Here is a 23313-nt window from a genome sequence, read left to right on the forward strand (position 1 = left end):
GTTACAAGATCTGCATTTACCGTAGTGTCTATTACAACGCCTGGCAATGGCCTAGCGGCTGGCCACGGCTCCGCGGTCGCCGTCCGACAGGTGCGCGACGGTGATGCCGCTCTCGGTCAGCGTCCGCGTCACCGCGCGGCCGCCGTACACCCAGTAGATGGTCATCTCGTCGTCGCCCACGTTGATGAAGTGGTGCGGTACGCCGGCCGGCACCCACGTCGCGTCACCGGCCTTCAGCTCGACCCGCTCGCCGCCGATCACCGCGACCGCACTGCCGCGCAGGATCAGCACCGACTCCTCCACGTTGTGGGAGTGCAGCGGGATCTGCGTGCCGACCTTGAAGGTCGTCGTCCCGGTGGTCACGCCATTGTGGGCACTGTTCCAGCTCCCGACGTACGGCGTGGTGACGACCCCGTTGCCGCGGTCGAAGACGTCCGTCTCGTCCGGCCTGATCACGAGACACTCCGACTCCGGCGTGGTCGCCGGGCCCACCCAGACCGTCTTGACGTTCATGAACTCCCGCATGCCGTGCGGCCCGAGCTCCCGGCCGTACCCGGACCGCTTGATCCCGCCGAACGGCAAGCGGGCGTCCGAGGCGACCATCCCGTTGACGAAGACCGCGCCGGCGTCGAGCTGACGGCTGTAGTGCTCGGCCTTCACGGGATCGCTGGTCCACAGCGCCGCGCCGAGTCCGAACTCGGTCTGGTTCGCGAGGCGGATCGCCTCGTCGGCGTTCGCGGCGCGAGTGATCGCCGCGAGCGGGCCGAACGTCTCCTCGTCGAACGCGGCCATCCCCGGTACGACGTGGTCGAGCACCGTCGGCTGGTAGTAGTAGCCGGGGCGGTCGACCGACGCGCCGCCCCGCAGCAGCTTGGCCCCGGCCTCGACCGAGCGGCGGGTCTGCTCGTGCAGCGTGACGCGGAGATCAGCACGCGCCAGCGGGCCGATGGTGGTTTCGGCGTCGAGTGGATCGCCGACGACCAGGCGATCGGTCGCCGCGCAGAACGCGTCGACGAACTCGTCCGCGACCGCCTCCTCGACGATGAACCGCTTCGCGTTGACGCAGCTCTGCCCGACGTTGATGAACCGCGCCTTCACCGCGGTCTCGGCCGCGGCCTGGACGTCGGCGTCGGCCAGGACGACGAACGGGTCGGAACCGCCCAGCTCGAGCACCTGCTTCTTCAGCGCGGCGCCGGCCTGGGCCGCGATGACCGTGCCGACCTCGGTCGACCCGGTGAACGTGACGGCGGCGATCCGGTCGTCGGCGATCAGCTCGGCGACCTTCCCGGTCTCGACCAGGAGGACCTGGACCAGGCCTTCCGGCGTACCGGCGGCGTGGAGCACGGCGGCGATCGCGAGCGCGGACTGCGGGACGGAGTTGGCGTGCTTGAGCACGATTCCGTTGCCGGCGGCAAGCGCCGGGGCGGCGAACCGGAAGAACTGCCAGAACGGGTAGTTCCACGGCATCACCGCGAGCACGACACCGAGCGGGTCGTAGACGATCCGGCTCTGGCTCGCGCTGCTGCGAACCGGCTCGTCGGCCAGGAAGCCGATCGCGTTGGTCGCGTAGTACTCGCACGTGATCGCGCACTTCTCGATCTCGGCGCGTGCCTCGGTCAGCGGCTTGCCCATCTCCTGGGAGATCAGCAGGGCGAGGTCCGTGGACTTGCCCCGCAGGGTCTTCGCGATCCGGCGGAGCAGTTCGGTGCGTTCACCGATGGGGGTCTGACGCCAGGCACTTTGCGCTGTGGTCGCAGTGGTCAGGCGCTCGTCGACCGACTGGTCGGAGTCGGGCTCGAACGAGGCCAACTGCTCGCCGGTGGCCGGGTTGACGGAACGGATCATCTCAGAGCTCTCCTGCCTTCAGACGCTGCAGTACGTAGGGCAGGACGCCGCCGTGCCGGTAGTACTCGGACTCCCGCGGGGTGTCCAGGCGGATCCGCAGCCGGTAGCTGCGGCCGCCGGACTCGACGGTCGCGAACCCGTCGTCGCCGAGGGTGATGTCGATCGGGTGCTCGCCGGTCAGGTCGTCGCCTTCGCCGGGCTGGAACTCGAGCGGGAGGATGCCCATCCCGACGAGGTTGGAGCGGTGGATCCGCTCGAAGGACTGGGCGAGGACAGCTCGTACGCCGAGGAGCGCCGGTCCTTTCGCCGCCCAGTCGCGGGACGAGCCGGTGCCGTAGTCCTTGCCCGCGACAACGACCACGGGCGTGTTGTCCGCTCGGTACGCTTCGGCGGCGTCGTACACGGACAGCAGCTCGCCGTCCTTGGTGGTGAAGCCGCCCTCCCGTCCTTTGGCCAGCGCGTTGCGGAGCCTCAGGTTGGCGAACGCGCCGCGCATCATCACCAGGTGGTTGCCGCGCCGGGACGCGTAGGTGTTGAGCTCCTTGACGCCCAGCTCGCGCAAGTACCTTCCGGCCACGCTGTCCGGAGGGATCGCTCCGGCCGGCGACAGGTGGTCGGTGGTCACCGAGTCGCCCAACCTCACGAGGGCCCGGGCGTTTCTCAGATCGCCCGGTGCTTTCGTTTCCAGCCACGGAGGTCGCCGCAGGTAGGTCGACTCGTCTTCCCAGCGGTAGGTCTCGCTCGGTTCGACGTCGAGGTTCTTCCACCGCGCGTCGCCGGCGAACACGTCGGCGTACGCGCTGGTGAACATCTCCGGCCTGAGCGCACTCTGGATCACCGCGTCGATCTCCGCCTGGGTCGGCCAGAGATCCTTCAGGTAGACGCCGTCCGCGATCGGCTCGCTCGTGAGGTCGATCCCGAGCCGTCCCGCCAGCGCGTACGCGACGACGAGCGGCGGGGACGCCAAGTAGTTCTGCCGGACATCGGGCTGGATCCTGCTCTCGAAGTTCCGGTTCCCCGAGAGCACGGCGGCCACCGAGAGGTTCTCGCTCCTGACCTTCTCGGCCACGCCGTCGGCCAGCCCACCGGACGCCCCGATGCACGTCATGCACCCGAAGCCGGCGAGGTGGAAGCCCAGCTTCTCGAGGTACGGCGTGAGCCCGGCCGCGGCGTAGTAGTCCATCACCACGCGGGACCCAGGCGAGAGCGTGGTCTTCACCCAGGGCTTGGTCTCCAGGCCGAGTTCCACCGCCTTCTTCGCCACCAGCCCGGCGGCGACCATCACGCTGGGGTTGGAGGTGTTGGTGCAAGAGGTGATCGCCGCGATCACCACGGAGTCATCAGAAAGTCCTTCTACCGATGACTTTCCGGAGGCCACCTCGGACAGCGGGATGCGCTGGTTCGGGCGGTTCGGGCCGGCGATCGAGGCAACCACGTCGCCCAGGTCGATCGTCAGCTCCTCGTCGTACAGAAGTTGTGTGGTGTCGTGCCAAAGACCCTGTTCCTTGGCGTAGTTCTCGACGAGGTCGACGTGATCCCGGCCTGTGAAGCGGAGATACTCCAGCGTCTGCTCGTCGATCGGGAACCACGCCACCGTCGACCCGAACTCCGGGCTCATGTTCGCGATCGTCGCCCGATCCGGCACCGGCAGCTCGGCCAGCGCAGGACCGTGGAACTCGACGAGCTTCCCCACGACCCCGTGCGCCCGCAGCCGCTCGGTGATCGTCAGCACCAGATCCGTCGCTGTCGACCCCGCCTGCAGCGCACCGACCAGGCGAACGCCGACCACCTTCGGAATCACCATCGAGATCGACTGCCCGAGCATCGCCGCCTCGGCCTCGATCCCGCCGATCCCCCAGCCCAGCACGCCCAGCCCGTTCACCATCGTCGTGTGCGAGTCGGTCCCCAGGCACAGATCCGGGAACGCCTGCCCGTCGCGCACCTCGACCACCCGCGCGAGCTTCTCCAGGTTGACCTGGTGCATGATCCCCGCCCCCGGCGGCACCACCTTCAACCGCTCGAACGCCTGCTGCCCCCACCGCAGGAACCGGTACCGCTCCCCGTTCCGCCGGTACTCCAGCTCGACGTTCCGCTCCAGCGCGTCCGGCCGCCCGAACACATCGGCGATCACCGAGTGATCCACCACCAACTCGGCCGGCACCAACGCATCCACCCGCGCCGGATCCCCACCGAGCTCCACCATCGCGTCCCGCATCGCCGCCAGATCGGCCAGCACGGGAACGCCGTTGGTGTCGTGCAGGAACACCCGCGACGGATACACCTCAATCTCACCGGTTGCCCCCGGCACCCAGTTCACGAGCCCGTCACTGGCGGTCCCGTGCCGCAGGGCGTTCTCCAGCAGGATCCGCAGCGTCCGCGGCAGATGATCGGGCGCCGACCACCGCAAAGGTTGGTAATCGGGAGCGATCATCAGACCGCTCCGGCCGATCCGCCGGTACTCGCGTCAGCGACAGCGGAGCCAGCCGATGCCGCGGCGACAGACTCGCTCACGCTCGCATTCGCGGCGGCGAAGCCAGCCGCTTCGGGGGCCGCTCCGCTTTCCCCACCCCCACTCACGATCGCCTTGGCGACGGCGGAGCCGAACTCCGCCGTACCGGCGGTGCCGCCGAGGTCTCGGGTGCAAACTCCCGAGCGGATCGTGGTGAAGAGTGCCTCGTCGACCAGCTGGGCGGCCTTGGTCGCGGCGGGGTCGTCGCAGCGGCGGCCGAGCCAGTCGAGCAGCATGCCGCCGGAGCCGATCATCGCGGTCGGGTTGGCCAGGTCGCGCCCGGCGATGTCCGGGGCGGAGCCGTGCGCCGCCTGCGCCATCGCGCGTTCGGCCGACGCGTTCACCGACGGCGCGATGCCGAGCGACCCGGCCAGCTCGCCCGCGAGGTCGGACAGGATGTCGCCGAACATGTTCTCCGTCACGAGGACGTCGAAGTCGGCGGCCCGGCGTACCAGGTGCACGGTCATCGCGTCGATGTGGAAGTCGTCGACCTCGACCTCGGGGTACTCCGCCGCGATCTCCCGGCAGATCGCGAGGAACATCCCGGTCGACACCCGCAGCACGTTCGCCTTGTGCACCACGGTCAGGTGCTTGCGCCGCCGCTTCGCCAGCTCGAACGCCTCCCGCGCGATCCGCTCGATCGCAGGCCGGGTGAAGACCCCCATCGCAATCGCGACGTCCTTGGTCGGCATGTACTCACCCGTGCCGGCGAACGTGTTGCGGTCGGCGTAGAACCCCTCGGTGTTCTCCCGCACCACCACCAGGTCGGTGCCACGGTCGTCGAACGACCGGGCCGGCCGGATGTTCGCGTACAGGTCGAAGTGCTTGCGGATCGCACCGCTCGGGTTCAGCTCGGAGCGGTGCGGTTCCGGGTACGCCGCGCTGTCGTGCGGGCCGAGCAGCCAGCCGTCGAGCTCACCCAGGGTCTCCAGCGTCGCGGGCGGCAGCGCGCTGCCGTGCGTCTCGATCGCCGCGGCGCCCAGCGGCAACGTGACCCACTCGATCGGAGCGGCGCCGGCCGCGGCGACGGCCGCGTCCATCACCTCGACCGCGGCCGGGACGATCTCCGGGCCGATGCCGTCGCCGAGCAGGATGCCGAGCCGGTAGCTGCGGGGGGTGGGGTTCACGCTGGGTTCCTCTCCGAGGTGGTGGCGCCTACTGTGCTTCGTTATAACCTGATGCGTCAAGAGATCGACTGAGCTGATCTCACCCGTTGGAATCGTGGGTTATTCTCAGGATTCTCGTTATAACGAGCTGCGCAAGTAGGCTTGCGATAAGTTTGAGCCCCGGTCGGAGGGAGGTGCGATGGACGAGCAGAACGGGAGCCGCCCGACCAAGGCGGAGGCTGCGTACGGGCTGGTCCGCGCGCGGATCCTGAGCGGCGAGCTGGTCGCCGGCGCGGTGATCCAGCAGGGCGCGCTGGCCCGCGACCTGGGCATCAGTACGACGCCGCTGCGCGAGGCGCTGCGCCGGTTGATGAGCGACGGGCTCGTCGAGCTCGACGCGCATCGCGACGCCCGCGTGACCGCGCTGACCGCCGAGGAGGCGCGCGACCTCCTGGAGATCCGCCGCTCACTCGATCCGCTGGCCGCGGGGCTCGCCGCCGAGCGCCGTACGCGGGCCGAGCTGGACGCCATCCGGGCGACGGCCGCCGAGTTGCTGCCCCTGCGAGCCGACCCGGCGTCGTACGAGCTGGACACGCACCGGCGCTTCCACGCCGCGATCTACCAGGCGTCCCACAACCACCTGCTCATCCAGACCCTGGACGGCCTGTGGGACAAGGCCGATCGCTACCGCCGCCTCGCCCTGGAGAACGGCCGCTCCGAGGAAGACCTGGAACGCACCCGCGCCGACCACCACGCCCTGGTCGAAGCCATCGCCGCCCGCGACAGCGAGACCGCGGCCGCCGTCATGCTCGCCCACGTGGACGCCAGCCTCGGCGCCCGAGCCGCCTCCCGCCTCACCACGTCAGAAGACACCCATGTCTGATGCCCTCTGGACCGGCTACCGGTTCCGTGAAGTCGACGCCGACGGCTGGTCGACCTTCTGGCGCCTCGACCCTCGCGGCCAGGCGCCCGGCCTGCACGACTGGCACGGCCGCCCCGACCGTCCCGGCCACCGGCTGTGGTCCCGCGCCGCGACGCCGGCCGGCGTACGAGCCTCCTGGCGTACCACGGCAACCGAAGTACGCCTCGAGATCCGAGCCGCCCTCGGCATCTACACCAAACTCGCGCCGGTCGACTTCCTCGTCGACGGCGAGCTGTACCGGCGGTGCCAGCTGGAGACCGGCGAACAGCAACTCACCGTCGACCTCCCCGGCACCGAGGTCGACCTGACCATCTGGCTCCCCCAATCCGGCGCCATCGACGTACGGGCTGTCGACTTCACCGGCGAGGCCATCCCCTCACCGCCGACGGGCCCCCGCTGGCTCACGTACGGCAGCTCGATCACCCAGTGCACCGGCGCCTACGGCCCCTCCGAAACCTGGCCGGCCTTGGTCGCCCGCCGCCACGGCTGGGACCTGACCGCGATGGGCTTCGCCGGCGAGTGCCACCTCGACCCGATCGCCGCCCGCACCATCCGCGACACTCCCGCCCGCCTGATCTCCCTCTGCCTGGGCATCAACATCTACGGCGGCGCCACCTTCAGCGGCCGCACCCTCCCCGGCCAGGTCGAGTCCTTCCTCCACACCGTCCGCGACGGCCACCCGCACACCCCGATCGTCGTGATCACCCCGATCGTGGCCCCCGAGCACGAAGGCAAACCCAACGAGGTAGGCCTCACCCTCGACGACGTCCGAGCCTGCGTCGAACTGGGCGCCCGCTCCCTGGCCGATCCCGACCTCCAACTGATCGACGGCCGCACAGTCCTCACCCCCGAAGAAGCCAAGGCCCTGTACGCCGACGACCTCCACCCCGGCCCCGAGGGTTACCGCCTCATCGCCGACCGCCTGGCCCCGCTGCTCACGCTCCCTCTCTGAGCACCCGGTCCAGCACGACGGCAAACCCTTCAGCCGCACTCCCGAACCCACCGTGGTCCCCCGGAAACACCACCGCCGTCTGCCCCAACCCCGCAGCCAAAGCCACCGCCGCCCGCCCCGGCGGCTCAGCCGCCGACAGGTCCCCGACCCCCACCACCACCCGCACGTGGCGCAGTCGCTCGAGCTCAACCCGGTACCGCCCGAACGACGGCACCTCGTACCCGATGAAGAACCCGAAGTTCTCCTGCATCCGCCCCTGAACCTCGGCATCCGGCTCAGCAATGGACCCCGGCCCCAGCTCGTCCCCTTCAGCCGCAGCCGTCTCCTCACCACCGAACCCAGCATTGAACACTTCCAGCGCAGCCCACGGCCCCTCCGCCTGAAACGTCCTCTCCACGTCGTCCATCAACGTGCTCCAGTGCGCGTGATCCGGCAGCAGATGAAACAACGGCGGCTCATGCGCCACCACCGTCCGCACCAGCTCCGGCCACCGAGCCGCCAAGTCGAGCGCAATCATCGCCCCCGAGCTGTTCCCGAACACCTCAGCCCGCTCCCCCGGAGAAACGACCTCCAACAACCGCCGAGCATCCTCGGCATGAGTCTCGATCGTCTGCGCCTCCGGTTCCCCGTCCAACGGACTCCGGGAGTTCCCCCGCCGGTCGTACGTCACCACCGTGTACCGCTCAGCAAACACCTCCGCCAACGGCGCAAACGCCTCCGCGTCGTACACACCCCCGCAGACGAACAGCAAGACCGGCCCGTCCCCACGCACCTCGTAGTACAACTCCGCACCAGGAACCGCCAACACGTCACTCCGCACAACAACCTCCACACCTAGGACACCCGAACACTCCCCAGTCGAAGCCGAGGACGGTTTCTTGCGGTCTGTTCTTCTTCTGGTTCGAACGCGAACGGGGTGTCCGGCCGGTTGGCTGGACACCCCGTTCGTGGGTTGTGCCGGTCAGTTCAGGCTCGTGCCCAGGGCCTGCCAGTCGAGGACCGGGGCGGCGAGGTCGCGGATGGTGGCGAGGAGGCCGAGGCGGGCCGCCTTGACCTCCGGGTCCTCGGCCATCACCAGGATCTCCTCGAAGAAGTTGGTGATCGGCTCGACCAGGACGCTCGCCGCGGGGACGAACTCGGCCAGCGTCGTCGGGGCCGGGGTGACCTTCTGGACGGCCTCGTGCAGGACGACCTCCGCGGGCTCGGTCAGCTTGCTCGGGTCGTACGTCGGGGCGGTGTCCGGCGGGACGATCCGGCGGGCGCGCTGGAGTACGGCGACCAGCTCGGCGAAGCCGTCCGTCGCGACCTGGCGCTGGAGCTCGGCCAGGGTCTCGTCGGCGGTGGCCGGCGCCTCCGCCAGCGGGAGGACCGCGGCGACCTGGAGGTGGTCGTCGCCGCGGTCGATCAGCTGCTGCTCGTACCGGCGTACGGAGAACTCCGACACCTCGGCCAGCGAATCGGCCGGTACGTCGATGCCCTGGGCACCGATCTGCTCGGCGGCCGCCGCCAGACCCACGGGCAGCGTGATCGCCCGCAGCTGCGGGTGCTCGCGCAGGATCGCGACCACACCGGCCGCGGCCCGGCGCAGCGCGAACGGATCGGAGCTCCCGGTCGGCTTCGCGCCGACCGCGAACAGCCCGGCCAGCAGGTCGAACCGGTCGGCCAGCGCGAGCAGCGCACCCGGAATCGTCGCGGGGACTGGATCACCGGCCGAGCGCGGCAGCTCCATGTCGTACAGCGCCTGCGCGACCGCCTCGGTCTCACCGGCGCGACGCGCGTACTCGCGCGCCATCGTCCCGGCCAGGCTGGTCAGCTCGACGACCATCTGCGAACCGAGGTCGAACTTCGCCAGCTCGGCGGCACGGTTCAGGGTGGCCAGGTCGTCGCCGCTCAGCTCGACAACAGAGGCCAGCGACTGCGCGATCCGACCGATCCGGCCGGCCCGCTGCGCCATCGAGCCGAGCTTCTGCTCGAAGGCCAGCTTGTCCAACTCGCCCTTCATCGTCTCCGGCGTGGTCTGCAGATCGGCCCGCCAGAAGAAGCTGGCGTCCTCGTACCGGGCGCGCAGGACGCCTTCGTTGCCGGCCCGGACGACGTCCGGCTTGACCGCACCGTTGGCTACGGCAACGAAGTGCGGGAGGAGCTTGCCGTCGGCGCCACGCACCGGCAGGTAGCGCTGGTGCTTGCGCATCACCGTGGTCAGGATCTCGGCCGGCAGGTCCAGGTACGCCGGTTCGAACCCACCGAGGATCGCGGTCGGCTCCTCGACCAGGTTGACGATCTGGTCGATCAGCGCCGACTCGCCCTCGACGTCGACGCTGCCACCGACCGTTGCCGCCAACTCCTGCGCGGCCTCGACGATCTGCGCACGCCGGCGAGCCGGGTCGGCCTCGATGCCGTGGATCCGGAGCAGGTCCAGGTACCCCTCGGCGGCCGCGATCTCGACGGTCGGCTGGGCCGCCGTCCGGTGCACGCGGGTGACGCGCCCGGCGGTGAGCGTCGACGCGGCGACCGGGACGACCTGGTCACCGAGCAGCGCGACCAGCCAGCGCACCGGCCGGGTGAACGACAGCTTGGAGTCGTTCCAGCGCATGTTCTTGTCCGAGCGCAGACCGGTGACGATCTCACTCAGTACGCCGCTCAGCACCTCGGCGGCACCGCGGCCCGGGTCGGGCTTGGTCACCGCGACGTACGTGACACCGTCGACGTCCAGCTCGTGCAGCTCGGACGCGTCCACGCCCTGGCCGCGGGCGAACCCGGCCGCCGCCTTCGTAACGTTGCCCTCGGCATCGAATGCCGCGGCCTTCTTCGGGCCGCGGGCAACCTTCTCGGCGTCCGGCTCGAACGCCTGCACCTCGGTGACGAAGGCCACGACGCGCCGCGGCGTCGCGTACGTGGTCACCTTGCCGTGGCCGAGCCGCGTCGCGGCCAGTTTCTCGGTGAGGGCCTTGCGCACCGACTCGGCGGTCTTCGCGACCTCCGACGGCGGCATCTCCTCGGTACCGATCTCGAACAGCAGCTGACGGGTCCCGGTGACCTTCGGGAACTCGGTCGGCACCGGCGCCGCGGCCGGCAGCTCGGCCTGGCCCAGCGGGTACTCCAGCTCGGTCCGCCGTTCGGCCCACAGCTGCGCGACCTCGCGCGCCAGCGTGCGCATCCGGCCGAACGCCTTCGCGCGTTCCGTCGTACTGACCGCGCCGCGGGCGTCGAGCACGTTGAAGGTGTGCGAGCAGCGCAGCACGTTGATGTGCGCCGGCACCGGCAGGCGCGCGTCGAGCATCCGGCGCGCTTCCGCGGCGTACTCCTCGAAGAGCCGCTTCTGCGACTCCACGTCGGCGTCGTCGAGGTAGTACCGGCTCATCTCGTACTCGGCCTGGCCGAACGCCTCGCCGTACGAGATGCCCGGCGCGTAGGCGATGTCCTTGAAGTGCGAGACGCCCTGCAGCGCCATCATGATCCGCTCGATGCCGTAGGTGATCTCCACCGACACCGGGTCCAGCGTCATCCCGCCGGCCTGCTGGAAGTAGGTGAACTGGGTGATCTCCAGGCCGTCCAGCCAGACCTCCCAGCCGAGTCCCCAGGAACCGGTCGCCGGGTTGGCCCAGTTGTCCTCGACGAACCGCACGTCGTGGGCGTGGATGTCGATGCCGAGCACTTCCAGGCTGGCCAGGAACAGTTCCTGTGGGTTGCCCGGATCCGGCTTGAGCACGACCTGGAACTGGGTGTGCGTCTGCAGGCGGTTCGGGTTCTCGCCGTAGCGGCTGTCGTCGGGGCGCACACTCGGCTCGACGTACGCGACCCGCCACGGCTCGGGACCCAGCACCCGCAGGATGGTGGCCGGGTTCAGCGTGCCGGCTCCCACCTCGGTGTTGAACGGCTGCACCACCATGCAGCCCCGGTCGGTCCAGTACTTCGTCAGCGCGAGCAGCGCGTCCTGCATGGTGAGCACGACAACAACCTCGGGTTCGGTATGGGGATCTCAAGACCCTGATGGCCGGGCTCGCCACCGGGATCGACCTCCGAAGTCTATTAGCCCCCACCGCGTGCTCGCGCCACGCGTCACCGACCGACCACCCAGCGCCTCCGGAGCGCCGCCCGGGCGTTCGGACTAGGTGATCTCGTGGAGGTGGGACTCGACCCAGGTGCGGAGGGAAGCCAGCGGGACGGAGACGCTGTGGCCGAGGTCGGTCAGGGAGTACTCGACGTGGAGCGGTACGGCGGGGAAGATCTCGCGGTGCAGGAAGCCGGCGTCCTCCAGGCGGCGCAGGGTCTGGGTGAGGACCTTGGGGCTGATGCCTTCGAGGCGGCGCTGGAGCTCGCCGAAGCGGAGCGGGCCGGACTCGAGGGCACCGATCGCGAGGGCGGCCCACTTGTTCGCGAGCAGGTCGAGGACGTCGCGGCACGGGCACTGGGCGGCGTACACGTCGTGCTTGTCGTGCTGGCCGGTGGCACAGCTGGCGGTCATCGAACCCTCCGTCGCGGTAGTACTTCCCGATGGATAGTAGCAGTCCTTGCGGGAAAGTACGGTCCAGAAGATAGCTTCCGGCGTCAGGAACCAGGACGGTGGAAGGAGCGGGATGAGGGCGATCAGCCAGGACGAGTTCGGTGGGCCGGAGGTGCTGCGGCTCGTCGAGGTGGAGCGGCCGGAGCCGTTGCCGACCGAGGTGCTCGTACGGGTGCACGCGGCCGGGGTGAACCCGGTCGACCACAAGACCCGCGAGGGCAGCGGGATGGCCGGCGTACTCGGCAAGCCGCCGTTCGTGCTCGGGTGGGACGTCGCGGGCGTCGTCGAGCAGGTCGGGCACGGGGTGCACACGCTGGAGGTCGGCGACGAGGTCTACGGGATGCCGTGGTTCCCGCGGGCGGCGTCGGCGTACGCCGAGTACGTCACCGCGCCGTCGCGGCAGTTCGCGCGCAAGCCGGCGAACTTGTCGTACGCCGAGGCGGCGGCGCTGCCGCTGGCCGGGCTGACCGCGTGGCAGATCCTCACCGCGGCCGCGCACGTCGAGGCGGGTCAGCGGGTGCTGATCACGGCGGCCGCGGGTGGCGTCGGGCATCTGGCGGTGCAGTTCGCGAAGCACCTCGGGGCGTACGTCGTCGGTACGGCGAGCGCCGGGAAGCACGAGTGGCTGCGCGGGCTCGGCGCGGATGAACTGGTCGACTACCAGAGCACTGCGGTTGATGAGGTCGTGTCGGAGCTGGATGTGGTGGTCGATCTGATCGGGAGCGAGACGACGCTGGATCAGGCGATCAAGGTGCTGAAGCCGGGTGGGCGGTTGGTCGCCGTACCGTCTGGGACGTCGGCGGACTTGGTCGAGAAGGCGCGGGCTGCTGGGGTGCATGCCACTGGCTTCCTGGTCGAGCCGGACGGGCACGCGCTCGGGGAGATCGCGCGGCTGGTCGAGGCCGGGGCGGTGAAGGTGGAGGTCGAGCAGGTGTACCCGCTCGCGGAGGCCGCCGAGGCGCAGCAGCGGATGGCGTCGGGGCGGACGAGGGGGAAGCTGGTGCTCGACACGATCAACTAGCCGCGAGAGTCGCGGCGGCGCTGCTCGGGCGACTTACACCGTGGGTGTGTGAATGAGCGCCGAACAGGTGTTGGAGTCCGGGCGGCTCTCCGGCCGATGGTCGAGGCATGAGACTTCGGATCGCGAGCTGCTACGGGCTGACCGGCGTACTGAATGCGGCGTGGGGGGCGACGCTGCCGGCGACCGACGCCCGGCTCGATCTGGGGGCCGGGCGGCTCGGCGTACTGCTGATGGCTTTGGCCGTTGGCGCTTTGGTCGCGATGCCGCTGGCCGGGCGGGCGGCTGATCGGTGGGGCGCGCGCCGGTTGCTGGTGTGGACGCTACGGGCGGCCGCGCCGGCGCCGGTGTTGTTCGCGGCGGCACCCTCGGGTGAGGTGCTGATCGGTACGGCGATCGTGTTCGGGGTGTTGTCGGGTGGGCTGAATGTGGCGCTGAGCCTGCAGGCGGTGGAGGTCGAGCGCGCGAGTGGACGGCCGGTGATGGCCGGGATGCATGGGACGTGGACGTTGGGGGCTGTGCTCGGCGGGGCGCTGGTGACCGCGGGGCTTCAGGCTGGGTTGAGCGTGCAGCTGGTGCTGGTGCTCTTCGCAACCGTGCTGGTGGTCGCGGGTGTTGCGATCAGTCGAAACCTGCCGAGCACGAGCCGAGCGCACGACGGATCGGAGGCTGAGCTGCAAAGCGACGAGCCGGCCGAGCGGCGCCAGGTCGGTCTGGTGGTGGGCCTCGGGGTCGTCGGGGCGGCGGCGCTCCTGACCGAAGGCGCGGCGACGGACTGGGCCGGCGTTCACGCGACCCGGGTGCTGGGTGCCGATCCGGCGGTCGGGTCGCTCGTCTACACCGCCTTCTTCGTCGCGATGACGGTCGTGCGGTTCATCGGCGATCCGGTACGGGCCCGGCTCGGGGCGACGGCGACCATCCGGTACGCCGGGGCAACGGCGACGCTCGGCTACGGGCTGGTGCTGCTGGCGAGCGTGATCGGGACCGCTCGCGTCGGTACGGCGATGGCTGGGTGGATCCTGGCCGGCGCCGGAATGGCGGTCGTGTGGCCGGTGGTGGTGAGCGCGCTCGGCAGCTCCGGGGCGTCTGGGCGGCGGCTGTCGACAGTGACGACGATCAGCTACGGCGGTGGGCTGGTCGGGCCCGCGCTGATCGGGGCTGTCGCCGGGCAGGCCGGGCTGCCGGTCGCGCTGCTGATCCCGGGAGCGCTCGCGGTGGTGGTGGCGGGCGCGGCTCCCGTCGTACTGGCTCGGTGTCTGGCGGTGGTAGGTGAGGACCGGGCTGCGGAGGGTGGTTCGAGAGGTGGCGGCTCTGACGCGGAGGGCTGTGATGAGACTGGGAGACCTCCGGCGTGGGTGCGCGGCCGGAGTATGTGAAGCTGGAGGCGACCGGCGCGTCCTGTGTGAACGGCTGCGCACCGGGCACAGGTGAAGGAATCACGCCGCCCCGCGTGGTGACTTGACCTCAACCGTGGTTGAAGTTTCAAGCTGGTGTAGCTGCCACAGGACATCGGAATACCGGCCCCCGCGCGGGCCCTGACGAAGGAGCAGAGTTGACCACGTACACGCTTCCCGACCTTTCCTACGACTACGGCGCACTGGCGCCGCACATCGCCGGGGAGATCATGGAGCTGCACCACTCCAAGCACCACGCGACCTACGTGAAGGGTCTGAACGACACGCTCGAGAAGCTGGCCGCGGCCCGCGAGAGCGGTGACTTCGGTTCGATCGTCGGGCTGGAGAAGACCCTCGCCTTCAACCTGGGCGGGCACGTCAACCACTCGATCTTCTGGAAGAACCTGTCCCCGGAGGGTGGCGACAAGCCGGACGGTGAGCTGGCGGCCGCGATCGACGAGTCGTTCGGCTCGTTCGACGCGTTCCAGGCGCACTTCACCGCGGCGGCGACCACCATCCAGGGGTCCGGCTGGGCCATCCTCGGCTGGGACGCGCTGCAGGGTCAGCTGCTGATCCACCAACTGTACGACCAGCAGGGCAACCTGCCGGCCGGCCAGATCCCGCTGGTGATGCTGGACATGTGGGAGCACGCCTTCTACCTGCAGTACAAGAACGTCAAGCCGGACTACGTCAAGGCGTGGTGGAACGTGGTGAACTGGGCCGACGCCCAGGCCCGCTTCGACGCCGCCCGCACCAACGCCGGCGGCCTGATCACCGTCGGCTAGCCGAAACACCTGCAGCGTCCGGAGCACACGGCTCCGGACGCACCGCAGGTCATCTCTGCCCGCGCCCCGACGCCAGTCGGTCGACCGCTTTCTCGATGCGGTTGGCGCGGGTTTCCGGTTTCTTGGCCTCTTCGATGCCGAGGACGAACCAGCGGCGTTGACTGTAGGAGAGTGTCTCGAAGAAGGTCTTGGCCTTCGGGCTGGCCGCCAGAGCTTCGGCGAAGTCTGCTGGTACGGCGACCTCGCGGGGTGCTGTGTCCAGCTCCAGCGTGACCTCGACCTCGTCACCACCTTGAACGCCCGCGGCGGCCCGGTTCTCGGCGCTGACGCCGACCATGTACGCGCCGCCCATCACCGCGACCGTGCTGCGGTAGGTGTGGCTGCCGATCGTCACCTGCACGGCCGGCTTCTTGCCTGCGCCGAAGGACTGGACGATCTCCGGCGGCACCTCGATGCCGACCTTCGTCGTCCCGATCAGGACCGTCCGGAACTTCATCCGAAGAACTCCTTCAGCGCGGCAGCCATCACGGCCGGGTCGACGTTGTGCTCCTGCCCGTCGAGCGTACGGTGACTGCCGTCCGACAGCCCGGCGACGACCGCCTGGTTGCCGTCGACCATCCACTGCCACGACGCCCCGCCGGTGAGCACCCGCGTCGGCACGCTCACCTTGGCGACCGCGTCGACCGATACCGAGTAGTCGCCCATCACCGTCGCGTCGTACGCGAGCGTGTGCGCGATCGCCTCCTGCGCCGGCCACCACGGCGACGCCTTCGCCATCTCCACGAACTCCGGCGGCAGCCCCACGATCTCGGCCATGAAGTACTCCGCCGCCGCGTCCCGCCGCCCGGCCGCGACGAAGTCCCGGAAGATCTCGGCGGTGTTCGCGGGCGGCCGCGGCCGGCCGCCTTCGAGGATGTACGGCGGCTCCCACAGCGCCAGCCGCGAGACCGGCCGCCCGGACGCCGTCGCCAGCAACGCCAGCGCCGCGCCGGACGACGTACCGTACAAGCACGCCGATCCGCCGGCCGCCGCGAAGATCGCGTCGAGGTCCTCGAACTCCCGCTCGACGGCGTACTCGGCCGCGTCGCCGGAGTCGCCGCGGCCGCGGCGGTCGTAGTTGTACACGGTGAAGTTCTCCGCCAGCAGCGCGGCCAGCGGCGCGTTCGACATCCGGTCGACCGAGCCTCCGCAAACCAGAACCACCGCGGATCCCGCGCCGAGCCGGTCGTAGGCGATCGTCGTACCGTCGGCCGAGGTGACCTTGTCCATGGGTGTTCTCCTAGCGCTCATCGGGCCGCGATCTCGGCCTCACACCACTGCGTCGAACACGTCGGCCCGAGATCGACACGATCCCGGAGAAAGTTTCAGCAGGCGGCGGCGCGGTCCAGCAGCAGCGCTCGCTCCCGCTCGTTCCGGGTCAGCGAGGCGGCCCGCTCGAACTCCGCGCGCGCCTCCTCCAGCCGCCCGAGCTTGAACAGTAGATCGCCTCGCACGCTCGGCAGCAGGTGGTAGTCCTTCAGCGCCGGCTCGTCGAGCAGCGCGTCCACCGCGATCAGCCCGTTCTCCGGCCCGAACGCCATCGAGATCGCGACCGCGCGGTTCAGCTCGACGACGGGCGACGGCACGACAGCAGCCAGTACGGCGTACAGGCCGGCGATCCGCGCCCAGTCGGTGTCGTCGGCCTCGGCGGCTCGCGCATGACAGGCGGCGATGGCTGCCTGCAACAGGTACGGACCGGGCTCACCGCCCAGGGCCCAAGCGCGGTCGATGCTCTCCAGGCCGCGGCGGATCAGCAGGCGGTCCCAGCGGCGGCGGTCCTGGTCCAGCAGCAGCACCGGCTCACCGTTCGGACCGACGCGGGCCTTGGAACGCGACGACTGCAGCTCCATCAATGCGAGCAGGCCGTGCACCTCGGGCTCCTGCGGCATCAGCTGGGCGAGCAGCCGGCCGAGCCGGATCGCCTCGTTGCACAGCGTCGGGCGCATCCAGTCGTCGCCCGCGGTCGCGGAGTAGCCCTCGTTGTAGATCAGGTAGACGACCTCGAGCACGGATCCGAGGCGGCTCAACAGCTCGTCGCCGGTCGGGACCTCGAAGCCGACCTCGGCTTTGGCCAGGTTCTTCTTCGCGCGGACGATCCGCTGCGCGATCGTTGCCTCGGGCGCCAGGAACGCGCGGGCGATCTCGTCGGTCTTCAGCCCGCCGAGCAGCCGCAGCGTCAGGCTGACCCGCGCGTCGGTGGTGATCACCGGGTGGCACGCGGTGAACACCAGCCGCAGCAGGTCGTCCTCGATGGTGTCCTCGAGGATCGCCTCGACGTCGTCCTCGACCGACTCACCGTCGATCTCCAGCTCGTGCCCCATCTCGGCGAGCTTGCGCTGGTAGGTCTCCTTGCGCCGGATCAGGTCGATCGCGCGGCGTTTGGCGATCGCCATCAACCAGGCGCCGGGGTTCCGCGGCACGCCGGACTCCGGCCACTGCTCGAGCGCCGCGACCAGCGCGTCCTGCGCCAACTCCTCGGCCAGCCCGACGTCGCGCACGATCCGCGCCACCCCCGCCACGATCCTGGCCGACTCGATCCGCCAGACCGCGTCAATCGCCCCGTGCGTGTCCGTCACCGTCACCCGACCGATAGAACAGCACCCACAGGGTCAGAGCAAGCCGGTACGCCGGGTGAGCGGGCACGACGGGCTCGCCGGTACGACGGGCTTGCCGGTACGGCGGGCTCGCCGGTACGACGGGCTCTCGCCTGCCCGCCTGCGGATCCTGTTCGCCGATGAACCGACCGGCAACCCGCGGCCCGCTTCACCGGCGTACCGGCGTACCGGAAATGTTTTGTACGGGTGTGTCGATCTGTTGGTGACCCGGTCGACGTGAGAGTAAGTGATCGTCCGACGAACGAGGGAGTGGCAGCAGATGCGTTTCATGATCATCAACAAGGCCGACGAAGCCAGCGAGGCCGGGCGGATGGTGAGTGACGAGGTGGCCGCGAATGTCGGCGCGCTGGTCGAGGATCTGTCCAAGGCCGGTGTGCTGCTGGTGGCTGAGGGGGTGCACCGCAGTGCGCTTGGCGCGCGGGTGAAGGTGAGCGGGGGCAAGCGCACGGTCACCGACGGGCCGTTCGCCGAGACCAAGGAGCTGATCGGCGGCATCATCATCGTCGACGTGCGCAGCAAGGACGAGGCGATCGAGTGGGCCGCGCGGCTTGCCGAGGCTCTGGACGACGAGGTCGAGGTCCGGCGGGTCGTCGACGAGGCCGACTTCGGCCCGGACTCGGACCTGTTCAACTGACCGTCAGTACGCCCTTGGTCAGCTCGTAGAGTCGCTGGGCGTCCGCGGGATCGAAGGTCGGCAGCGACGGATCGACCGGCTTGTCGAGTGCGCGCAGGATGAGGCGCTCGGCGGGCTGGTCGTCCATCAGGGCGATGGTGCCGCGGATGCTGTCCTCGGGGGACTTGGCGAAGACCTTGCCGAGCGCCCGAGCCAGCGTCCGATGGGGCTGCGGCAGGTGGTTGGTGCCGCTGTTGGTGTACGACGGGCGCAGCTGCAGGTACTTCGTCCGCCCGTCCGGGTGGTTCTGCACGTAGTGCACGCCGAGCAGGTCGTTGGCCCGGCCGGCGCTGACCATCGCCTTCACCATCCCGTACTGCGAAGTGAACTGCGGGTCGGCCCAGTTCACCGCGCCCTTCGTGAGGCCGGTCGCGCCCACGCTGACGACCATCGGGGTGTCTCCGCGTTCGAGCAGCTCGGTCAGCCGGTAGCTCAGGATGAACCGGCTCACGTAGTACAGCGAGAACACCCCCTCGAACCCGTCGACCGTCTCGTGCCGCTTCACGAACGGCATCAGCTGAGTCAGCACCAAGCCGTCCAGCGCATCGTGACGCGCCTCGATCTCCTCCACGACCCGGTGGTTCTCCGCCACCGAGCGCAGATCCGCGCGGACGAACCCGGCCCGCTCCCCCGCCCCCAGCGCGACCGCGTCGGCGAGGAACTGCTCGCCGCGCGCCGGCGTACTGCCGATCACCGTCACCCGGGCGCCCTGCCGCAGGTGGTGCAGTGCGATCACGCGGCCCATCCCGGTCGTCCCGCCGGCCACCACGACGTTCTTCATCCCAGCCTCCATCCCTAAGTCATCGATCGATGACTTACCTGGCCATGAGACTAGACACTCCCGCGCTACCATGTCAACGATCGATGACTTGACCCCGTCGGAGGACCGGATGGCGCACAAACGCGACCGTGAGGCGACCCGCGCGCGACTGCTGGACTGCGCCCGCGTCCGCTTCGCGAGAGACGGGTACGACGGCGCGAGCGTGCGCGACGTGGCCGGGGACGTGGGCGTCGACCCGGCGCTGGTGTTCCGCTACTTCGGCTCGAAGTCGAAGCTGTTCACCGAGGCGATGGCGACCTCGTCCGCGCCCGTCGTCCTGCCCGACGGCCCGGTCGACGAGCTCCCCGCGAAGCTCCTGCGCGACCTCGTCTTCGAGGACTGGGCCGAGTACGCCGGCGAGCATCCGCTGATCGCGATGCTCCGCTCAGCGGGTCACGAGGACATGCGCGACCGCGTCCGCGAGCAGGTCTGCAACGGCTACCTCGGCGTCCTCAAAGAACTTGCCGACGGCAACGATGACGCCGAGCTGCGGACCGAGCTGTTCGCCGCCTGGCTGCTCGGCATCGGCATTCTCCGCACCGCCGTCGGCACGCCGACGCTGGCCAAGGCGACCGAGCAGGACCTGCTGCCCCACCTCGCCACCGTCGGCGAAGCCCTCTTCGGCCGCCCGATCCCCATCCCTGCAGAGGACTAAGGCACGTCGCCCGTCGGGTGGTAGGCGCAGGCGTCGCGAAGATCCTCGGTCGGGCCAGGCGGCGGCGTGGCCGGCCGGTTGAGCTTGCCGGTCGGCGGAGTGGTCGGCGGCTGCGTCGTGGCGACCGGCTCGTGGTCGAGGGCCTTCTCGATCGTCTCGCGCAGGCCGTCGTAGTCGGGGTGCAGGTACTTCAGCTTCAGCTTCGACTGGTCCAGCGCGACGTTCGACACCGTCCCGGACTTCACCTTCAGCGCGAGCTGGACCAGTGCCGGCAGCAGTTCCTGCGGGATGTCGGTCCGGAGCAGGTTCCTGCCGGCCTTCGCGATCGCCTGGTACTTCGTGGCCAGCGTCTTCGGGTCGGCGGCGTCGACGATGCCCTTGATCGCGCAGCGCTGGCGGATCTGGCGCTGGTCGTCGTCGGCGCCGTACCGGCCGCGGGCGAACCACAGCGCCTTGAAGCCGTCCAGGTGCTGGTTCGGGCCGGGCTCGAGCCACTGGCCGGGCGGGATGTGCGAGCTGCTGATGCCACCCATCGCGACCCGCTCGTTGACGTTCACGGTGATCCCGCCGAGCGCGTCGACGATCTGGTCGAAGCCCTGCAGGTTCACCTGCAGGTAGTAGTCGATGTCGAGCCCGGTCGCCTCGCCGACGGACTGCTTGACCACGTCGGCGCCCTCGTTGTCGGACGGACCGAGGATTCCCGGATGCGCTTCGGGGATGTTCTGGTACATCGCCGTCAGCATCCACTCCAGCCGGCCGGTCAGGCTGAGCCCTTCCTTGCCGAAGCCGTTCGGGTAGAACTTGTGCAGCGGCGAGTCCTTCGGGAACGGCATGAACGTCAGCTGCCGCGGCAGCGAGATCAGCGCGGTGTCCCCGGTCCTGGTGTCGATGCTCGCGACGATCACGGTGTCGGTCCGTACGCCGACCCGTCCCTTGCCGTCGTCACCACCGAGCAGCAGCAGGTTGAGCCGCGGCTTGTCCTCCCACGGGTCCTTCACGTTCACCGTCTCGGGCCGCGTCGCGCTCTTGCTGTCGCCCTGCGAGACGAACACGTTGGTGACCAGATCGCGCTGCGCGAGCACACTCTGTACGCCGACCGCCGCCGGCGCGGTGATCGCGAAGCAGAGCAGCCCGACGAAGACCGCCCCGGTGGCCCGGCCGGCCGGCCCACCCGTTGCCGGGCGCAACAACCGGTGCGAGGCGACGATCACGATCACCCAGCCGAGCGCGAGCGCGCCGATCGCGATCGCGGCCCCGAGCAGCCGGTTCGGGACGACGCTGGACTCGACGACGTCGTCGCGGCGCCAGAACCCGACGTACAGGCCGAAGCCGATCAGTCCGAGGGTCAGCGTGAGCACGAACGCGCCGATCCGGCGACGGCCGCCGAGGATCAGCCCGCTTCCGGGCAGGAGCGCGCTGATCAGCGTCAGACCGAGTGATCGGGGCACGGTTCTGGCCCGGCTGTGCCGCCCGTCGGGCGTGCCGGTCCCTGTCCCCTGCGCGCGGGTGGCGCGTGAACGACGACCCATGGTTCCCCTGTCGATGCCCCGTGGCCTGGGAAGCAGGTACCCAAGCCGCACACTTGGTCAGACGTTGGGCGGGATCGATCGGTTTACCTCGATGCAAAGTCTACTGGCTCACGCGCCACCCGCGACGGTTTAGCGGGACAGGTTCCGGAACTTGCGGGCCGACAGCGGCAGGAAGACGACCACCAGGAGTAGCGGCCAGATCACCGCGCCGGCCAGCGCGTGCTCACCGATCCACGACCCGGCCGAGCCACCCGGGTTGTCGAACAGCGCGCGGGCCGCGGTCGCCGTGGACGACATCGGGTTCCACTGCGCGACCGCGCCGAGCCAGTCCGGCATCGTCGCCGTGTTCACGAAGGCGCTGGACAGGAACCCGACCGGCCAGACCGCGACCTGGATCGCGGTCACCGACTGCGCGTTGCGGACCGACAGCCCGATGAAGATCCCGACCCAGAGCAGCGCGAATCGCAGCAGCAGAAGCAGCCCGAACGCCGCCAACGCCTCCAGCAGCGACCCGTGCCACCGCCACCCGAGCGCGAGCCCGGTCGCGGCCAGCACGATCAGCGTGACCACCGAGTCGAGCATGTCCGCGATGCACCGACCCAGGACGACGGCCGCCGAGCTCATCGGCAGCGACCGGAACCGGTCCGTCACCCCCTTCGCCGCGTCGGTTGTGATCGCGGTCATCGTGCCCTCCAGCCCGAAGAGCATCGACAGCGCGAAGATCCCCGGCACCAGCAGTTCGTAGTACGACGTCCCGCCCGGCATCTCCATCGCTCCCCCGAGCAACGCGCCGAACATCAGCAGCATCAGCACCGGGAAGAACCACCCGAAGATCACCACCCCGGGCTGCATCCGCCAGTGCGTCAACGTGCGCAGGGCGATCGTCCACCCGTCGGCCAGCGCCCACCTCATGCGGCCACCCCCGCTCCGGTCAGGTGCAGGAACACTTCGTCCAGCGTCGGTCGTCTCAGCGTGATGTCCTCCGGTTCGATCTGTACGGCGTGCAGCGCGGTGGCGACTTCCACCAGCGCCTTCGTGCGGTCCCGCACCGGGACGCTGACGGTCAGGTCGTCGACCCGGACCTCTCCGTCGGCATACCGGTCGACCAGCGAGCGGACCTTCGGCACGTCCGCCGGGTCGGTCAGGACGAGGTCGAGCCAGTCGCCGCCGAGCTGGGCCTTCAGCTGGTCCGGGGTGCCTTCGGCAACGACTCGTCCGTCCTTGAGCATCGAGATCCGGTCGGCGAGCTGGTCGGCCTCCTCCAGGTACTGCGTGGTCAGCAGCACCGTCGTACCGGACTTCACGAGGTCCCGGACGGCGGACCAGACCTCGCGCCGGCCAGCCGGGTCCAGGCCAGTGGTCGGTTCGTCGACGAACAGCAGTGCCGGGGCGACGATCAGGCTGGCGGCCAGATCGAGCCTTCTGCGCATGCCGCCCGAGTACTTGCTCGCGGCCTGGTCCGCGGCGCCTTGCAGGGAGAACCTTTCGAGCAGCTCGTCGGCCCTGCTGCGGGCCGCCTTGCGGGACAGGTGGTTGAGCCGGCCGAACAGCACCAGGTTCTGCCGGCCGGTGAGGATCTCGTCGACCGCGGCGTACTGGCCGACGAGTCCGATCCGCTTTCTGACTTCCTGGCCCTGCCGGCGGACGTCGTACCCGGCGACGCTCGCCCGGCCGGAGTCCAGCTCGAGCAGGGTGGACAGGATCCGGACCGCGGTGGTCTTGCCGGCGCCGTTCGGCCCCAGCAGTCCCACCACCGACCCGGCCGTCACCTCGAGGTCGAACCCGTTCAGGCCCGCCCCCTCGGTGCCGCCGGGGTAGTTCTTGCGCACGTCGTCCGCGACGATCACGCGTTCTGCAGCCACTTCCACCTCGTTCTTCGGTTCGTACACTTCAGTACGGCGTACCGTACACCGTACGGCTCCGGTACGATCGGGTCAACGACGAGCG

21 protein-coding genes are annotated in these 23313 nt (G+C 69.8%); 8 read left to right on the forward strand and 13 right to left on the reverse strand.

What is annotated here, in order from left to right:
* Positions 1-51: 51 nt before the first annotated feature.
* The 3 genes from ABD235_RS31625 to ABD235_RS31635 are packed head-to-tail and all read right to left on the reverse strand — an operon-like array spanning position 52 to position 5481.
* Positions 52-1845, reverse strand: coding sequence for an aldehyde dehydrogenase family protein (locus ABD235_RS31625; protein WP_344180834.1), 1794 nt, complete (start codon positions 1843-1845; stop codon positions 52-54).
* A gap of 1 nt (position 1846) precedes the next feature.
* Positions 1847-4276 carry an aconitate hydratase gene (locus ABD235_RS31630; RefSeq protein ID WP_344180836.1) on the reverse strand — a complete coding sequence of 810 codons (2430 nt, stop codon included), beginning with the start codon at positions 4274-4276 and terminating at the stop codon, positions 1847-1849.
* The gene (locus ABD235_RS31635) at positions 4276-5481 is read right to left on the reverse strand and encodes an isocitrate/isopropylmalate dehydrogenase family protein (protein WP_344180837.1); all 1206 of its coding nucleotides are present in this window, start codon (positions 5479-5481) and stop codon (positions 4276-4278) included. The genes ABD235_RS31630 and ABD235_RS31635 overlap by 1 nt, the downstream gene beginning before the upstream one ends.
* A gap of 178 nt (positions 5482-5659) precedes the next feature.
* Here ABD235_RS31635 and ABD235_RS31640 point away from each other — a divergent pair, with 178 nt between their 5' ends.
* Together ABD235_RS31640 and ABD235_RS31645 are read left to right on the forward strand one after the other, a co-directional pair.
* Positions 5660-6343, forward strand: a complete 684-nt coding sequence (locus ABD235_RS31640; RefSeq protein WP_344180839.1) for a GntR family transcriptional regulator — start codon at positions 5660-5662, stop codon at positions 6341-6343.
* On the forward strand, positions 6336-7334 hold the full coding sequence (locus ABD235_RS31645; RefSeq protein WP_344180841.1) for a GDSL-type esterase/lipase family protein: 999 nt from the start codon (positions 6336-6338) through the stop codon (positions 7332-7334). The genes ABD235_RS31640 and ABD235_RS31645 overlap by 8 nt, the downstream gene beginning before the upstream one ends.
* Here ABD235_RS31645 and ABD235_RS31650 read toward each other — a convergent pair.
* The 3 genes from ABD235_RS31650 to ABD235_RS31660 all read right to left on the reverse strand — a co-directional run bounded on the left by ABD235_RS31650 (position 7318) and on the right by ABD235_RS31660 (position 11799).
* Complete coding sequence (locus ABD235_RS31650) at positions 7318-8166, reverse strand: alpha/beta fold hydrolase (RefSeq protein ID WP_344180843.1); 849 nt, start codon at positions 8164-8166, stop codon at positions 7318-7320. The genes ABD235_RS31645 and ABD235_RS31650 overlap by 17 nt on opposite strands.
* A 129-nt stretch (positions 8167-8295) precedes the next feature.
* A complete protein-coding gene (locus tag ABD235_RS31655; protein WP_344181354.1) occupies positions 8296-11274 on the reverse strand; it encodes a glycine--tRNA ligase in 2979 nt (992 codons plus the stop codon).
* A 168-nt stretch (positions 11275-11442) separates the two neighbouring features.
* Positions 11443-11799 carry a winged helix-turn-helix transcriptional regulator gene (locus ABD235_RS31660; protein ID WP_344180845.1) on the reverse strand — a complete coding sequence of 119 codons (357 nt, stop codon included), beginning with the start codon at positions 11797-11799 and terminating at the stop codon, positions 11443-11445.
* 112 nt (positions 11800-11911) lie between these two features.
* Between ABD235_RS31660 and ABD235_RS31665 the strand changes: the two genes are divergently transcribed.
* From ABD235_RS31665 to ABD235_RS31675, 3 genes are all read left to right on the forward strand, one after another.
* Entirely contained in the window at positions 11912-12859 is a 948-nt protein-coding gene (locus ABD235_RS31665) for an NADP-dependent oxidoreductase (RefSeq protein WP_344180847.1), read from the forward strand.
* Positions 12860-12966: 107 nt separating this feature from the next.
* On the forward strand, positions 12967-14232 hold the full coding sequence (locus tag ABD235_RS31670; protein WP_344180849.1) for an MFS transporter: 1266 nt from the start codon (positions 12967-12969) through the stop codon (positions 14230-14232).
* A 176-nt stretch (positions 14233-14408) separates the two neighbouring features.
* On the forward strand, positions 14409-15035 hold the full coding sequence (locus tag ABD235_RS31675) for a superoxide dismutase (protein ID WP_344180851.1): 627 nt from the start codon (positions 14409-14411) through the stop codon (positions 15033-15035).
* Between the two features lie 49 nt (positions 15036-15084).
* Here the strand turns inward: ABD235_RS31675 and ABD235_RS31680 are convergent, their stop codons facing one another.
* The 3 genes from ABD235_RS31680 to ABD235_RS31690 all read right to left on the reverse strand — a co-directional run bounded on the left by ABD235_RS31680 (position 15085) and on the right by ABD235_RS31690 (position 17656).
* Positions 15085-15531 (reverse strand): YdeI/OmpD-associated family protein, encoded by a 447-nt coding sequence (locus ABD235_RS31680; RefSeq protein WP_344180853.1) that lies wholly within the window; start codon positions 15529-15531, stop codon positions 15085-15087.
* Positions 15528-16304, reverse strand: coding sequence for an alpha/beta fold hydrolase (locus ABD235_RS31685; RefSeq protein WP_344180855.1), 777 nt, complete (start codon positions 16302-16304; stop codon positions 15528-15530). Before ABD235_RS31685 ends, ABD235_RS31680 begins: the two co-directional genes overlap by 4 nt.
* A 95-nt stretch (positions 16305-16399) precedes the next feature.
* A complete protein-coding gene (locus tag ABD235_RS31690) occupies positions 16400-17656 on the reverse strand; it encodes an RNA polymerase sigma factor (RefSeq protein ID WP_344180857.1) in 1257 nt (418 codons plus the stop codon).
* A gap of 49 nt (positions 17657-17705) precedes the next feature.
* Here ABD235_RS31690 and ABD235_RS31695 point away from each other — a divergent pair, with 49 nt between their 5' ends.
* Complete coding sequence (locus tag ABD235_RS31695) at positions 17706-17909, forward strand: hypothetical protein (protein WP_344180859.1); 204 nt, start codon at positions 17706-17708, stop codon at positions 17907-17909.
* A 39-nt stretch (positions 17910-17948) separates the two neighbouring features.
* Positions 17949-18323 (forward strand): YciI family protein, encoded by a 375-nt coding sequence (locus ABD235_RS31700; RefSeq protein WP_344180861.1) that lies wholly within the window; start codon positions 17949-17951, stop codon positions 18321-18323.
* Here the strand turns inward: ABD235_RS31700 and ABD235_RS31705 are convergent.
* The gene (locus tag ABD235_RS31705) at positions 18316-19143 is read right to left on the reverse strand and encodes an SDR family NAD(P)-dependent oxidoreductase (RefSeq protein WP_344180863.1); all 828 of its coding nucleotides are present in this window, start codon (positions 19141-19143) and stop codon (positions 18316-18318) included. The two genes, ABD235_RS31700 and ABD235_RS31705, sit on opposite strands and share 8 nt — an antisense overlap.
* 70 nt (positions 19144-19213) lie before the next feature.
* Between ABD235_RS31705 and ABD235_RS31710 the strand changes: the two genes are divergently transcribed.
* Complete coding sequence (locus tag ABD235_RS31710) at positions 19214-19837, forward strand: TetR/AcrR family transcriptional regulator (RefSeq protein ID WP_344180864.1); 624 nt, start codon at positions 19214-19216, stop codon at positions 19835-19837.
* Here ABD235_RS31710 and ABD235_RS31715 read toward each other — a convergent pair.
* From ABD235_RS31715 to ABD235_RS31725, 3 genes are all read right to left on the reverse strand, one after another.
* Positions 19834-21285, reverse strand: a complete 1452-nt coding sequence (locus ABD235_RS31715; protein ID WP_344180866.1) for an LCP family protein — start codon at positions 21283-21285, stop codon at positions 19834-19836. The two genes, ABD235_RS31710 and ABD235_RS31715, sit on opposite strands and share 4 nt — an antisense overlap.
* A gap of 210 nt (positions 21286-21495) precedes the next feature.
* Positions 21496-22278 carry an ABC transporter permease gene (locus tag ABD235_RS31720; RefSeq protein ID WP_344180867.1) on the reverse strand — a complete coding sequence of 261 codons (783 nt, stop codon included), beginning with the start codon at positions 22276-22278 and terminating at the stop codon, positions 21496-21498.
* Positions 22275-23228 carry an ATP-binding cassette domain-containing protein gene (locus tag ABD235_RS31725; protein ID WP_344180869.1) on the reverse strand — a complete coding sequence of 318 codons (954 nt, stop codon included), beginning with the start codon at positions 23226-23228 and terminating at the stop codon, positions 22275-22277. The genes ABD235_RS31720 and ABD235_RS31725 overlap by 4 nt, the downstream gene beginning before the upstream one ends.
* Positions 23229-23313 lie beyond the last annotated feature (85 nt).

The organism is Kribbella lupini (genome assembly GCF_039529595.1).
Lineage (GTDB): Bacteria > Actinomycetota > Actinomycetes > Propionibacteriales > Kribbellaceae > Kribbella > Kribbella lupini.

Bases quoted from the DNA above. Each gene is read 5' to 3' on its own strand.
- ABD235_RS31655 (WP_344181354.1), bottom strand. From the start codon at position 11,274: ATGCAGGACGCGCTGCTCGCGCTGACGAAGTACTGGACCGACCGGGGC.
- ABD235_RS31625 (WP_344180834.1), bottom strand. From the start codon at position 1,845: ATGATCCGTTCCGTCAACCCGGCCACCGGCGAGCAGTTGGCCTCGTTC.
- ABD235_RS31630 (WP_344180836.1), bottom strand. From the start codon at position 4,276: ATGATCGCTCCCGATTACCAACCTTTGCGGTGGTCGGCGCCCGATCAT.
- ABD235_RS31680 (WP_344180853.1), bottom strand. From the start codon at position 15,531: ATGAAGTTCCGGACGGTCCTGATCGGGACGACGAAGGTCGGCATCGAG.
- ABD235_RS31670 (WP_344180849.1), top strand. From the start codon at position 12,967: ATGAGACTTCGGATCGCGAGCTGCTACGGGCTGACCGGCGTACTGAAT.
- ABD235_RS31720 (WP_344180867.1), bottom strand. From the start codon at position 22,278: ATGAGGTGGGCGCTGGCCGACGGGTGGACGATCGCCCTGCGCACGTTG.
- ABD235_RS31665 (WP_344180847.1), top strand. From the start codon at position 11,912: ATGAGGGCGATCAGCCAGGACGAGTTCGGTGGGCCGGAGGTGCTGCGG.
- ABD235_RS31640 (WP_344180839.1), top strand. From the start codon at position 5,660: ATGGACGAGCAGAACGGGAGCCGCCCGACCAAGGCGGAGGCTGCGTAC.
- ABD235_RS31645 (WP_344180841.1), top strand. From the start codon at position 6,336: ATGTCTGATGCCCTCTGGACCGGCTACCGGTTCCGTGAAGTCGACGCC.
- ABD235_RS31700 (WP_344180861.1), top strand. From the start codon at position 17,949: ATGCGTTTCATGATCATCAACAAGGCCGACGAAGCCAGCGAGGCCGGG.
- ABD235_RS31710 (WP_344180864.1), top strand. From the start codon at position 19,214: ATGTCAACGATCGATGACTTGACCCCGTCGGAGGACCGGATGGCGCAC.
- ABD235_RS31685 (WP_344180855.1), bottom strand. From the start codon at position 16,304: ATGGACAAGGTCACCTCGGCCGACGGTACGACGATCGCCTACGACCGG.
- ABD235_RS31660 (WP_344180845.1), bottom strand. From the start codon at position 11,799: ATGACCGCCAGCTGTGCCACCGGCCAGCACGACAAGCACGACGTGTAC.
- ABD235_RS31705 (WP_344180863.1), bottom strand. From the start codon at position 19,143: ATGAAGAACGTCGTGGTGGCCGGCGGGACGACCGGGATGGGCCGCGTG.